Below are 13,924 nucleotides of genomic sequence, written 5' to 3'. Positions count from 1 at the left end.
GTTGAAAAATGTAAATTTACTGGCGTATATGGCCATTTTAAGAACAAGCATAACGCAAAAACTGGACTTTTCTTGCAAGCACTATTACACCAGCCAAACTTTCCACAACAACAAGAACCACAGGAACATCATTACATCATACAATATTTTATTTTTAAGACTAAAAAACAATGCCAGATGATTAAATCATTATCTTTGTAACGAAAGAATTGGAACAAATGACCAGTCGCAAAACAACATCTGCATTGTATTTACTGACAAGTATTATCCTGATCACCCTTTCGTGGTCAAGGAGCCTGTCGTATGTTGCGGCCGTCACCTACAATGACCTTGAAAAAGTCACGGCCCGTAACGAAATATCTCAGTCACAGTTCCAGGAACTACCGCAGTTACCCTTCATCTATTATTCAAGTTTAACCACTTATTCGTTTGGAGCCAGTGAATGGTTCCAGGGATGGGATCCGCTTTCCCGAACTTTTTCGGAATCAAAACAACCCGATTGGAAGACCACGTCTTTACGGTGTTGTGATTGTAACCATTTAATTTCGGCGACGCCTCTCTTCATACGGATCCGATCCCTTCGCTGTTAACCTCAACATTTTGACGATCATCATTCTACAACAAAGAATGACATAATTTAAATCGGATGTACAGCTGCATTCTGGCATTTTGTGCACCCTAAAATGTTGAATTAACAAAGAAATAAAATGGAAGCTCAAATAGATAAAAAAAAGAATAACCGCAAAACAGACCTTGTACTATTCACCTTCATCGTTCTATTAGCAGGTTTATTAGTAATAGGAATCCGCTTTATCTGGGTTTAATATAACAAAAAGCCGGGAGAGTCAAATCATCTCCCGGCTTTTAACAATTTTTTTTGGTAATGTGTTAACTACAGCCTCCCTGCACCACACGCACTTTCTTTTCCACAGGCTTCGACAAATTTGAGACAGCCACTTCAATCTCGCGCATTTTTTGTGCAGCATCCTTCCGAAACAAATACACCGTTAATTCGTGTTTGGTTAAAAGACTATCTTTCGTAACAGGTCCATAAAAGAGCTCCCGAAACGCCGCGGCATCCTCCCTTAAAGCCAGTCCATTTTTATCGCCATGATACCGGGCCAACAAACACGCCCTGCTGGCCTCTTTCATAGAATTACCATAAAAAAGGTTGGTTTTGATTCGCTGCCTGAACAAAGGCCGGTAGCTCAGGTTACCAAGTTCATTCAATGGAATATTTATGGCCGTCGCGATATGGAATGAGTCGTATTCAGCTTTCGAGCGGACATCAATCACATTATAAGCATAATAATTATTCACCAACTCATAAGCCAGTTTATCGGAATCGATGACGCGTGGCGTACATTCGCCTGTTTGGGCTTTTTTCTCCAATTTCGCCATGACATACTCATCACGCGTTGGCGTAGCAACAATAAACACGAGAACCAAAACAGGCCCCAAAGCCCACTTCATCATTTTAATAATATTAGGTCTGCGCCAATCAGCCATTTTGCCGGTTACCTTCTGCTGTATAACCGTCACGCCAATAAAGGCCAAAACAGCCACGACCGTCAAAATTACGGCCCACGAAGTTCTCGACATATTAAAAAAGTCGGCTATCACCACCGGCCCCAAGGCATCGGCTTTATAAAAATCCTCCAACAATGGAAAGGCCTCCATAAAAACCAAAATCCCGATAACAGCCCCAACGATGAAAGCCATGGCATCCACTTTTCCGATAGCAGCGGCACAAAAGCTGGTACCGGGGCAAAAGCCGCCGATAATAAACCCGGCGCCCATTATCAGTCCGCCCACAATAGCCGACCTTACAAAAAAAGGATTCACAAAAACATATTCGAGATTCAACAACCCCAAATGCCCCAGCAGCAATATTCCTATCATTGCAGTGACTCCGGCGGTAAAAAACACCTTTAAAACGGTAAAGTCATAACCATAAAACAGCCCCACCAGTTTTTTGGTACTGGAAAAACCGGCCTGCTCAAGCGCAAAGCCGAAACCGATGCCCACAATGATGGCGATAAAATAATTGAATTCATTACTGATGATATCCGGTACTAAAGGTCCCATAATTTAGCAATTTAGAGTTAGCAAGAAAACTCAGGTGCTTGATAAGTTTAGATAAAAATTACCCAGCGGTATCGTCTACTTCAACCACAACCTTTTAAAAAACCAGGCCATGGCATAAGCGCCACCAAATATTGACAGCATAGTCACAATACCTCCCAGCGACATCACCGCCATACCACTCAGGGCCGAACCGCTGGTACAGCCACGTCCCAGTTGACTGCCAAATCCAAATAATGCACCACCAATAATGGCTGTAATGATGCGCGTTTTATTTGTAACAGCAGGTCCCTTTTCAAGCTTCAAACCAATACGATCTGCTAAAAGACCTGAAATAAAAGCCCCAATAATCACGCCCAGCATTTCAAATACCAGCCATGATTTCATGGTGCCATCCGGATGCTCTGCGGCATACGCCCTATACACTGCCACCGATTCGTAATGCGAAGGCGCTGTCGCCTTAACGCCCGAGGCCACCACACTCTTTACTGCGCCACTGGCTCCCAATCCACGACCGGTAATATAAACGGTGGCCAAAAGCACCAAACCCAGCAGTATCCCAGCCAGATAAGGATCCATGTATTGATTAGTCTTCATCATTTCCTTTTTCATTATTAACATCGTCCTGCTCATCCTCCAACAGTTCGTAACCCGTCAACATAGCTTTTAGATTTGAAATTGGAGTCGTTCCGGTAGTCGTCATATACACATGAATAATAATAAACATCAAAATCAGATAAGCTCCCAGGGTATGCAGCCATGCCACTATCTCAAGCGGTATATCACTGATAAGAACCATATTATTGGCATCAATGGTTCTATGAAACATATACATCAAACCGGTAACAATTAACAAAGGCGCCATCACCAGTTTAAACCCAAGATAAGTAACGGCCTGTAACGGATTAAGCTTATTGCGGGCTGTTTTATGAGTCGGATGCGGTTCTCCTTTAAACATACCATAAGTATAATACCTGATTTGAGCAGACAATTTCGAAAATGACGGAATATATTGCTTCCACTCGCCGGTTGTAACATGCCAAAAAATTGCCAGTCCAATTAATCCCAGAAGCATCCACCCTGCTGTTTGATGATAAATCACCGCCTTTTCATACCCCAAAAGATGAATGGAGTCATGCACTTCGAAACCCGTCAGGGCCAAAAATAATATCAGCACAGCCTGCGACCAGTGCCAAAAACGCTCAAACCGTTTATATATATATACCTTCTTCATCTGTTTATCGTTTAATTATTAAGGTCACATAAAACGCGCCTATACTTTTGTATTTTAAACAATTATAACAACTCGCTTCAAATATCAGTTACACATTGGAATCAATATCGTGCGATGTTATTTCTTTATTTTTTATGGCTGTAACAAAACGGGCTAAAGCATGTATTAAAACCCCCAAAAGAGCAGCCCATACCATCAGTTTACCCATCATGTCAAGACCCGCATAACGGTCACGACCGGGCAAATAAAAATCATTCAGAGCTGCCAGACGACCATTGTTACGGGTATGACACGCGGCACAATCAAGCGACTGATCTTTAGGCGACACCATATGATTAAGCGGCCAGTACATCTCCGTTGATATAAACTCATATTCGCCGCTATAAGGCAGTCCCACATGAGCCATCCCTGCCATGGCAGCCTCATTCCAGTCAAAATCCATCCAAAAGGCGCTATCGCCTTTGGCGGCACTCCACAATTTGGGCTGAATCAGTAATTTAGTATTTGGATCGTAGGGTTGATCGCCTCGATGCACCTTCACCGGAAAAATCTTCGATTCACTGTCGGCTGCAGAACCCAACAAACGATTCATCTGTACCGGAACAGTATCAACCTTATCGCCCAGCACGTAATGCGTCGCATGACCATTAAACCAGGCGTATTCAGGCGTAACATTAATGGCCCATTCAAAGGTCCCTTTAATAGAGGCATAAACATGATTTCCCAACGAATCGTCAATAACAAAGGGCTTTCCATCTTTCAACTTCCCGGCATCAGACCAATGCCAGGCCATTTTGGTCGCATTTTCTTTGGCATAAATGGGAATATGACAGGTCTGACAAGCCACACGCGCAGTATGAAGATTCAGCATGCGGTTCATGTGTGGCGTGCTTGTATGACAATCATCGCACGTTAAACGATTAACATGAGTCGACGACACCGAATACAGTGTCCCTTTCATCTTATGATTTGTAGCTTCGTGGCAGTCCACACAAGTCATATTGATGCCATTGGCAGCCATGTGAACATCCACATCCCGATCGCAGGCCAGGAGAGCTTCTTCCAAATCGCCATGCTTCACATTATTTCCGCCGCCGCCATAGAAATGACAAGCACCGCAATTAAGGTTATCGGGTCGGCCCACATGCTGCGCCACCTCAGTAAGATTTACCGATCGATCGGGATAACCAGCCATCGCCGTGCCTTTGTAATACGCCTCGCTCTGATCATGACAAACCATGCAATCAACGTTACGCGCATTTTCAAAGTCAAACAAATTATTTGTCATTCCAAAACCGATATGACAAACCGCACACGACTGCTCATTGGAATTTGACCCTATACAAAAATTATTAAGCGCATTCTGCTTCCCAACACGATCGATTCCCCGGCCCTCGATATACGATGTTCGCTCCCAGTTCCAATGATTAGAAGCCATAATTTCAGTATGGCTATGATTATGGCACGAAATACAGGCTTCAGTAACATCCTGCGGTGTTTGAAAAACCCGCTGCAGCTCCACAAACTTAGCGTGATCAACACGCGATGCCGGTTTGGTAGAATAAGCCTGCCGCAACTGATACTGCGCCAGATTGGGCAATTCAGGCCGATGAAACAGGTGAACCACCATAATTATTAATACAATGGCAAGCAAAACCGATGGAATAATATTCTTCATAAGGAAAACTGTTTACACCCGAATTTCATTATAAATATCAAAATTGTCAACCGCCTGCAACATCCAGATTCAGATCAAAATGCGTCATCAGACAAATAAATGTGTCAAATTTTTATGAAACCCTCTTTTTATTCGTTTATAAAAATAGATAGCTATTTACATATTTAAAAGAAGAAAGGGCTGATTTTCTGTAATTTAAACTAAGTCTTAATAAACGTTAACGAATAACCTTACAATAAAACGAATAAATATTCAATCATCAGAACTTTAATAAGAATAAATATACATTAGAGCGAATTAATTGTAAAAAAAATGGACAGAATTATTAACTTTGCATTCTGACAAAGCGCAGTAAAAACCATAACAATACCACAGGTATGCCTGAAGTAAAAAAGATTAAACTGGTTCTGGAAGATGGAACCACATTTGTTGGAAAATCGTTTGGTAGTCATCGTTCCATAGCCGGAGAGGTGGTTTTTAATACCGCCATGACAGGTTATCCGGAAAGCCTTACGGACCCGTCGTACAAGGGTCAGATATTGGTTTCAACCTACCCTCTCATTGGTAATTACGGGGTGCCATCCAAAACAAAGGAAAATGGCATCCCTAAATTTTATGAATCGGACCGCATTCATGTTTCAGGACTCATCGTATCCGACTATTCGTTTGAATACAGCCATTGGAACGCCGGCGAAAGTTTAAGCGACTGGCTCAAAGAAAATGACGTCCCCGGCATTTTCGATATCGACACCCGGGAGCTCACCAAAATACTCCGCGAAAAAGGCCCGCTACTGGGCAAGATTATTGCCGACGAACAGGACATCGAATTCTACAATCCCGATTTAGAGAATCTGGCTGCACAGGTTTGCACCGACGAGAAAGAAACCTATGGCAATGGGCAACATAAAATAATTTTGGTTGACACCGGTGCCAAATACAATATATTACGATGCTTATTAAGACGCGATACAACAGTCATTCGCGTGCCGTGGAATTACGACTTCTCAAAAGAAGATTATGATGGCGTGATGTTATCCAACGGACCAGGCAACCCCGCTGTTTACAATGAGACCATCGACAACATCAAAAAAGCACTCGATGGCGATAAGCCTATTTTTGGTATTTGTTTGGGAAACCAATTAATGGGAATAGCTGCCGGCGGATCAACACACAAATTAAAATACGGTCACAGGGCACACAATCATCCTGTACGTAAAGTTGGAACCGACACCTGCTACATCACCAGTCAAAATCACGGTTTTGTTCTCGATACTGAATCCCTAAAACAAGATTGGGAACCGCTGTTTGTTAATATTAACGATGGAACCAATGAAGGAATCAAACACAAAACCAAACCGTTCTTCTCAACACAGTTTCACCCTGAGGCTTCCAGCGGGCCAACAGATACAGAATTTCTATTCGATGATTTCATCGGACTCATTAAAGAATATAAAGCAAAGCACTAAACAGCGACCTATTAATAAGGCCGCCCCAAGCTTAAAAACTCAAAAACAAGACGATACAGTCTGAAAAAATAATTCAAGATCAAAAAAGCCCCGGATGTATAATGACACCCGGGGCTTTCAATATCTAAATAATTAATAGGCTATGCACTCTCTTCAGTAACCGCTGACTTTTTAAAGCTATTTTTGATTACTCCGCGCCTTGAAGAAGTAATAAAATCCATAATCTCGACCAACTGTTCAGTATTTTCAAGATAAGTTTTCATATACGTCACAGCCTGAGAGGCATTCATCCCCTGCTGATAAAACACGCGATAGGCATCGTGCACCACTTCAATTTGTTCTTTGCTAAACCCGCGACGCTTTAACCCAATGTAATTAATTCCGATGTAAGCGGCAGGTAATCCAAACACCTTAGTATAGGGTGCTACATCCGAGAGGACACCAGCCATACCCGAAACCATGGCATGAGCCCCGATGCGAACAAACTGATGAATAGCGCTGGCACCACCTACAACAGCCCAATCACCGATTTCTACTTCTCCGGCAATTTGAACGCTATTGGCAATAACGCAATAATCACCCACTAACGTATCGTGACCTAAATGGGTATAAGCCATCAGTAAAGTATGACTCCCTACTTTAGTAATTCCTTTGGAAGCGGTTCCTCTATTCACGGTCACATACTCGCGGACAGTGGTAAAATCGCCAATCTCAGCAGTACTGTATTCACCTTTAAATTTAAGGTCCTGAGGGACTCCGGCAATAACAGCACCTGGAAATATTTTACATTCTTTTCCGATACGTGCACCTGGATAAATAACAGCATTTGCACCTATCCAGGTGCCATCGCCAATAATTACATCTTTATCAATTTTTGCAAAAGCCTCAACAACTACATTTTTTCCCAATACTGCTTCGGGATGAATCTCCGCACGTGGCGATATCAATTGCTCCATTCTTATTTAAATTGTTACACAATAAAAAACCGGATAAAAGTGGTAATTCACCCTACCGGTCAGAGTTAACTCAAAAAATCGTATTCAATAAAGTGTGACAACTAACAATGCTTTCACACGTAACCATATTACTAATTAATTATAAACAATTCACTAACACTATCGCATACAAACAATTAGAATGGCCTGTAAAATCCAATTTCTGCATTATCCATGCGCTCAAAAGGGTTGACAATATTCTCAAAGCGTTAAAACCAGCATGCATAGAAAAAGGGGTAATTACCAATCAAAACTGGGTATGTGAATTCCATACGCCCTTTAAAAATAAATTAGTTACCTATAAAAACTTCAAAAATAAATCTGTCTTATCTGTTACAAAAATTTCTTACAAACACGATATAGATAAAAACTAAAACTGAATACTATTATTATTTTAGAGTCTGTCCATAAACTATGTGTTTGAAATATAAAGTTCAAATTCAAGGCCTGTGAAATCATAAAAATCAAGGCGTTTACTTTTCGTAAATGACTGTTTTTATGACAAGCATAACGCAGAAGCTGACTTTATAGACAAACACTATTTACTTTTTATAAAACAAACAAAAAATTAAAACGAAGAACCAGGAACAGATTTACGGCTCATCAACGACATTACAATCCATATTTCACGCAACATTAAAATCACTGTTTTTGATTCTTCATACTCCCCAACTGCAAATCAATCGCTTTAACCGAAATTTGAATTTCGCGAATGGATAAAGCCAATGATAATATCAACAATACCAACGCAACTCCAAACACCACCTTGGCCGAAGTCTGCCAATGAACATAAACCAAAAACATGCACAAGACGCACAATAACAAGCTCCCAATGCCCAGTATCTGCATAGCCTGAGTAAGCCTGAGGCGTTGTTTCATATTTTTTATCTGGTTCAGCAACAAGGAGTCATGTGACAGCATAAATTTATCGTAAAGACTACGAACCAATGCGGCATAAGCCAAAAATCGATTGGTATAAGCCAGCAAAATTAAAGATATAGCAGAAAATAAAACCGCCGGTGTTGTTAACGTTAATTGTTCCATGAATAAAATTTTACCAAAGATGATGAACTTCAGGCTTTATCAATTGATCATACACCTTATTAATCTCAGCCACTTCTGAATCAGATAAAGGCTGCTCATCATAGATTGACATATTGGATTGCACCTGCTCGGGACGTGAAGCACCAGGAATGATGCAGCTAACTTCATCAAAACGAAGGATCCATTGCAAAGCGACGGCTGCCAAATTACGCTGGGGAAACAGATCTTTAAGCTTATTCACCGCTTTAAGCCCCAAATGATAATCAACGCCCGCAAAGGTCTCGCCCTTATCAAAAGCCTTCCCATCGCGATTAAAGTTACGATGATCGGTTGGTTCGAAATGAGAGGATTCGGAAAATTTTCCGGTTAGTAATCCACTCGCCAATGGCACGCGAACAATAATACCAACATCCCGGCGTTTGATTTCTTTGAACAGCAGTTCAGACGGTCGCTGACGAAAAATATTAAAAATTATCTGAACCGTATTCACGTTGGGATACTCAATGGCCTTTAAAGCTTCTTCCACCTTTTCGACACTCACCCCAAGATTCTTTATCTTACCTTGCTCTTTGAGACGATCAAACCGCTCAAAAATCTCAGGACGATAATATACTTCGGTAGGAGGACAATGCAGTTGTATTAAATCAAGCGACTCCAAACCTGTACGACGCAGCGAATCTTCAACATATTTCTGCAACACATCAGGCGTATACCCCTCATTAATATGAGGATTGATCTGCCGACCACATTTCGACGCGACAAATATTTCATTGGAATGCGAACGAACCGCCCGTCCCACAGCTTTTTCACTCATGCCATCCTCGTAAACATCAGCCGTATCTATAAAATTAACGCCATGATCAATAGCCGCATCAATAATACGGCCGGCATTTTTAGCATCAAAACCAGAACCCCATTTTCCCCCCACCTGCCAGGTTCCCAGTGAGACTTCAGAAACCTTAAGCTCCGTTCTACCTAATCTGCGATACTTCATCCTTAAAAATTTATTTTTGAAAGTAAAAAAGCGAATTAACCAACCTTTAAGTTCTTCTCCATTTGCGAAATTTTCGTAAACTGAAGAGGCGTCATTCCCACTTCAGCCTTAAAGGTCGCATAAAACGTCGACTGAGATTTAAATCCAGCCATAAGACCAACATTCTTCATGACCAGATTTCCTGAATTGACTTTAATTTGCTCTTTGCAATAGTTAATGCGATAACGATTAACAAGCGATTTAAAATTACAATCAAACTCTTTGTTAATCAGCTGAGACACATAAGTTGTATTGGTACCCATCTCCTGAGCCAACATTTCAAGCGACAAATCAGAGTTTTGGTAAATATGTTGATCTTCCAAAAGAGTCAACAAATCGGAAAGCATTTTGTTGTCACACTGATCCGGCTTAAATGAGACCGTCTTCTTTAATAAACTACTTATTACTTTTCGCTGATCATTAACCAAAAGTTGCTGATTATAAATAACCCGAAGCGCACGCTCTCGTATTTTTTTATTAACAAGCACCGCCGAAACAATTAAAACAATAATTAAAAGAACATTACCAAATAGAAACAGCAGCTGCGTACGGGTTTTTAATTGCTCTCGCTGTAAAGCAATAGTCGTTTCTTTTTGAAGGGTTTCGTATTGAATAGATAGCTGGCTAAATTTGGTATTTTCTTTCACTTTATTCCACCTATCCTTTACTTCAATATAATGTTGTAACGCTTTGGCATATTTTTCATAATCTTTGGTTGACCGATACAACTCAACCAACCTTTTATTAACCGTCACAGCCCAACCTATTTCCTGTGTCGAGTCGGCCAACTGAACAGCTTTTGTCAAATAATACTCACTCAATTCTACATTTTTAACAGCAAGATAAGCGTCACCCAAATGAAAAAGGCTATTTAATATTGCAATATCCCTATTACGATGCGCCTTTCTATAACTATAACTTCTATTATAATAGTCAATGGCTTTTGTCATATCGCCCTTACGATAATAAAAGTTTCCCAGGTTAGCCAATCCATCACCAATAGCTGAAGGTTCATTGATATCATAAGCAATTTCGAGGGCTTCAATAAAATAGTCCTCAGCCAAATCATACTCTTTTTTTTCGGTATATATAATACCCATGTGTTCAATCCCTTCTCTTATTTGACTTCTATCATTCAATTCAGAGGCCAGAGACAACTGCTTTTCCTGCCATTTTAAGGCTTCGTCATATCGTTGAGCGGTTCGGTACACACGGCTCAATTGGATGTAACCGGTAACCAGCCTGGCCATATTATTATTAAGCTTTGACAACTCAATACCCTTCAATAAAGCCTCATAAGCCAAGGGGAATTTTGACAATTTTCGATAAGCAAGCCCGATTCTATTTTGGTAATAATCGCGAACCCTCAAAATACCATTTGCCTCCAAAATACTGTCTGCTTGGGAATAACACAATACAGCCTGTTTAAAATCCTCTATTTCTACGCTATAATCACCTTTCGCACCCCAAAAAGCAGCATTCTGCACAGGGTCATCAAGCTGTTTCACCAATTCCCCTGCTTCATCCATCACCTTTTGGTACTCATCAAAATTTGAAATTCGAACCACATCACAAGCGGCACGCAGAAGTAATTTGACCTTTAAAGTATCATTGGAAAGTAATGATGCGCCATAAAGGAAACAAGCGCTGGCGCTATCATATTTCAATTGCGTTTCATACATCAGACCTTTAATATGACAAATCTGAGCTCTGGATAAATCAGATAACAGAAGTGTATCATATTGCTGACACTGATAAAAAAAGTAGTCGAGAGAATCCCGTTTTGTTCGATGATTGCTTATGGCTTTTTGATAAACCTCTCCAACAGCTGCATCGAATGCTGTTGGTTTTTGCTGGCAGGAAAAACCAACAATAAGAACTAAAATAAATGTCCACTTCGAATAACTGACGGCTGTATTCATTGAGTCGTTTTTTTGAAGCCAACAAAATTAACAAAATATTCGTACTGGAAATCATTTTGACCTGATTATCCAATTGTCCGAAAACTTAAAAAAACAGTCCTGAAACTTTAAAACATAGACACAGCCTACTTTGTGAAAACATTATAAAAATATATTTGTACCGCGAAACGTGTTCACATTTTGCCGGCCGGCAGAAATATGCAATCAGTTTTACGCGACGTTTATAGTTTAAAAATTAATGTTTCATAAAAAAAACAGCAGATGAAATTAAAATTTCTATTTGTGTTGTTCTGTTTCAGCTCGATGATATGGGCACAAAAACCAACAACCGAATGTGTCGCTTTCAGGGAAGGATTTGATAAATTTCCGATACCCGGCAAAGGAACCATCACACTAACTTCGGGAGAATCAATAGAAGGTTCTTTTGAACAAGGGATGACGGTAAAGATGAACAAATGGCAATGGCATGGAAAAGACGGGAAACTGCATGAAATAAAACCCAAAGAAGTGGCCCGTGTAGTATTCTTCCCCGACATGAAATTTGTTGATAAAGATATCGAACTAAATGTCAACATTAACATTGGCGGTAAAAGTGCAAGTAATGTAGCGCAAAAAAACCTGCCTTTTAACATCACTCAGTTTAGTTCCTTCGATAAAAAGAAGTACTACACGCCGGTGATTCTGGAAAAAGTTGTTACTAACATTTCCAAAAAAGGAAAAGAGACCTCCAAATTAATGCTTTTGGTAAATAACGGTTTCGACCAAAAATACAAAGTCTATGTAGACTTAGGCGTCAAACAAGTTTCATTTGGACGTGAATTCAGTATTGGATCTCTGCTTTTTGGAGGCGGCGAAATGGGTGATTTTTACACCGCATTCAGAGTTGTGAAAAACGGCGAAAAACTAAGCCAATTAATTAAAAGCCCGGCAGGTATTCCATTCCTATTTGGCGCCTTTAGAAATAAAGAATTTGTCGATCTGTTCGGAGAAAACAAAGATTTCATGGACTGCTATCCAAAATCAATGAAAAGAAAATTCAAATATACACCGGAATTTTTCTGGGTGTATAATCAGAAGTAAAACCTAATTAACAATCGTAACAAACGGACTAAACTATTATGCAAAAGATTAAACTATTCAGTATTCTGGCATTCGCATTATTAATGAGTGCCTGTGGAAAAGATGACGACGACGGTATCCAAGTTGGCGAAGTGACCAATATCGAATACTCATATTCTTACGGTTCGCTTTCAGTAACATGGGATGCCTATGATGGCGCTTATTCATACAAGTTATTTATAAATGGGGAAGACACCCACAGGAGTTATGTCGGCGGCACAAGCGCAGTGCTTACAGACATCGAAGAGCAAGATGTAATTACAATCGAAGCCTACTCAGACGATGCAGAAACTGTAAAAATTGCAGAAGGAGAGATTACTTTCATTAAAGATAAAGTAGAAGCTCCGGCGGCTCCAACCAACCTAACAGCGACAGAAGTCACTGATTCAAGCGCAACCATCCAGTTCAATTACACCGGGACATGCGCCGGGATAAACATATATTCAGAAGCCAAAACGGACAACTCTACACCTATCGCCACAATTGAAGTCGTATCAGAAGGCGAAAACAACGTAGATTTTGACTCATTAACATCAGAAACAGAATACTCCTTCTATTTTTATGCTTTCAACACCGATGGCGAAGAAACAGCCTATTCAACCGACGAAGCCAAAATAACACTGACAACCTCAAAAAAGGAAGTGTTTATGGAAATAACTGATTATGGTTACGATGGACAATATGACGGTAGCTTAACACTAAGCGTTAAGGTCGTTGCATCCGACCTGTTTTCAGATGAAAGTGAATGGACTGACACCGGTGACCTGATTTTAGAATTATATAGTGCCACATCAGAGGATGGCGAATTTGTATTGGCCAATACGGATGACTATATTTACCCCAGTTGGACTTACAACAAAATCGTTCGTTTATATGCCTATAAAAATGATATGAATTATGTCGACGGACAAACCTATTATCTTAAAGCGGTCGCCAAAAATAAGGATGGCGAAACTTTGGCTGAAACCGTTGTTCAGGAAGTAAAATTTGAAGAGCCTGTATCAGAAGAAATCATTCCTGGTGCACCAACCAATGTAAAATTGGAGCTGGACGGTAATTGCGTAAAAATCACCTGGAACAGCGCCGAGAATGCGACTAAATACAAAGTGTATGTGGCCACATCATCCAACATGTCATACAAATCATTGGTTGAAACCACCACAAGTACCTCAGCCACCGATTGCGACAGAGGTAAAAATGTGAAAATGTATTACAAAGTTACTGCAATATCTTCAACCGGAAACGCAAAATCAAGTAGCGTCGTAAGCATCTGGCTGTAATTTAAAACAGCTAAGAGATACATTAAAATAATATTTCACAGGCAGGTTTTGAATTAACGTTCAAAACC

The 13,924-nt window shown here is 40.4% G+C and carries 13 protein-coding genes; 5 read left to right on the top strand and 8 right to left on the bottom strand.

Annotated features, from left to right (window positions below; genetic code table 11):
* Positions 1–218 precede the first annotated feature (218 nt).
* Positions 219–590 (top strand): hypothetical protein, encoded by a 372-nt coding sequence (locus ACT3CD_RS02215; protein ID WP_444642513.1) that lies wholly within the window; start codon positions 219–221, stop codon positions 588–590.
* 298 nt (positions 591–888) lie between these two features.
* Here ACT3CD_RS02215 and ACT3CD_RS02210 read toward each other — a convergent pair whose 3' ends face one another.
* From ACT3CD_RS02210 to ACT3CD_RS02195, 4 genes are all read right to left on the bottom strand, one after another.
* Positions 889–2,088, bottom strand: a complete 1,200-nt coding sequence (locus tag ACT3CD_RS02210; protein ID WP_444642512.1) for a YeeE/YedE thiosulfate transporter family protein — start codon at positions 2,086–2,088, stop codon at positions 889–891.
* A gap of 75 nt (positions 2,089–2,163) precedes the next feature.
* Entirely contained in the window at positions 2,164–2,685 is a 522-nt protein-coding gene (locus ACT3CD_RS02205; protein ID WP_444642510.1) for a YeeE/YedE thiosulfate transporter family protein, read from the bottom strand.
* Positions 2,672–3,319: a cytochrome b/b6 domain-containing protein gene (locus tag ACT3CD_RS02200; protein WP_444642509.1), complete on the bottom strand. Its 648-nt coding sequence runs from the start codon at positions 3,317–3,319 to the stop codon at positions 2,672–2,674. The genes ACT3CD_RS02205 and ACT3CD_RS02200 overlap by 14 nt, the downstream gene beginning before the upstream one ends.
* Before the next feature lie 88 nt (positions 3,320–3,407).
* The gene (locus tag ACT3CD_RS02195) at positions 3,408–4,997 is read right to left on the bottom strand and encodes a tetrathionate reductase family octaheme c-type cytochrome (protein ID WP_444642507.1); all 1,590 of its coding nucleotides are present in this window, start codon (positions 4,995–4,997) and stop codon (positions 3,408–3,410) included.
* A 377-nt stretch (positions 4,998–5,374) separates the two neighbouring features.
* Between ACT3CD_RS02195 and carA the strand changes: the two genes are divergently transcribed.
* Positions 5,375–6,463, top strand: a complete 1,089-nt coding sequence (gene carA, locus ACT3CD_RS02190; protein WP_444642505.1) for a glutamine-hydrolyzing carbamoyl-phosphate synthase small subunit — start codon at positions 5,375–5,377, stop codon at positions 6,461–6,463.
* Positions 6,464–6,603: 140 nt separating this feature from the next.
* Here the strand turns inward: carA and lpxA are convergent, their stop codons facing one another.
* Positions 6,604–7,419: an acyl-ACP--UDP-N-acetylglucosamine O-acyltransferase gene (lpxA, locus tag ACT3CD_RS02185; protein ID WP_444642503.1), complete on the bottom strand. Its 816-nt coding sequence runs from the start codon at positions 7,417–7,419 to the stop codon at positions 6,604–6,606.
* 107 nt (positions 7,420–7,526) lie between these two features.
* On the opposite strand from lpxA, the gene ACT3CD_RS02180 reads away from it, so the two are divergent.
* Positions 7,527–7,832 carry a hypothetical protein gene (locus ACT3CD_RS02180; protein ID WP_444642501.1) on the top strand — a complete coding sequence of 102 codons (306 nt, stop codon included), beginning with the start codon at positions 7,527–7,529 and terminating at the stop codon, positions 7,830–7,832.
* 268 nt (positions 7,833–8,100) lie between these two features.
* On the opposite strand, the gene ACT3CD_RS02175 is transcribed toward ACT3CD_RS02180, so the two are convergent.
* The 3 genes from ACT3CD_RS02175 to ACT3CD_RS02165 are packed head-to-tail and all read right to left on the bottom strand — an operon-like array spanning position 8,101 to position 11,457.
* Positions 8,101–8,502 (bottom strand): DUF2721 domain-containing protein, encoded by a 402-nt coding sequence (locus ACT3CD_RS02175; RefSeq protein ID WP_444642499.1) that lies wholly within the window; start codon positions 8,500–8,502, stop codon positions 8,101–8,103.
* A gap of 10 nt (positions 8,503–8,512) precedes the next feature.
* A complete protein-coding gene (locus ACT3CD_RS02170; RefSeq protein ID WP_444642497.1) occupies positions 8,513–9,496 on the bottom strand; it encodes an aldo/keto reductase in 984 nt (327 codons plus the stop codon).
* Positions 9,497–9,531: 35 nt separating this feature from the next.
* Positions 9,532–11,457 (bottom strand): tetratricopeptide repeat protein, encoded by a 1,926-nt coding sequence (locus ACT3CD_RS02165; RefSeq protein WP_444642495.1) that lies wholly within the window; start codon positions 11,455–11,457, stop codon positions 9,532–9,534.
* A 261-nt stretch (positions 11,458–11,718) separates the two neighbouring features.
* On the opposite strand from ACT3CD_RS02165, the gene ACT3CD_RS02160 reads away from it, so the two are divergent.
* The gene (locus tag ACT3CD_RS02160; RefSeq protein WP_444642494.1) at positions 11,719–12,537 is read left to right on the top strand and encodes a hypothetical protein; all 819 of its coding nucleotides are present in this window, start codon (positions 11,719–11,721) and stop codon (positions 12,535–12,537) included.
* A 38-nt stretch (positions 12,538–12,575) separates the two neighbouring features.
* Positions 12,576–13,856 (top strand): fibronectin type III domain-containing protein, encoded by a 1,281-nt coding sequence (locus ACT3CD_RS02155; RefSeq protein ID WP_444642492.1) that lies wholly within the window; start codon positions 12,576–12,578, stop codon positions 13,854–13,856.
* The last annotated feature ends 68 nt before the right edge of the window (positions 13,857–13,924 follow it).

Origin of the sequence: Geofilum sp. OHC36d9 (genome assembly GCF_052400685.1) — a bacterium.
Classification (GTDB): Bacteria; Bacteroidota; Bacteroidia; order Bacteroidales; family Marinilabiliaceae; genus CAZHHH01.
Note: the sequence above shows the minus strand (reverse complement) of the source record. Positions and strands in the feature narration are given on the sequence as shown.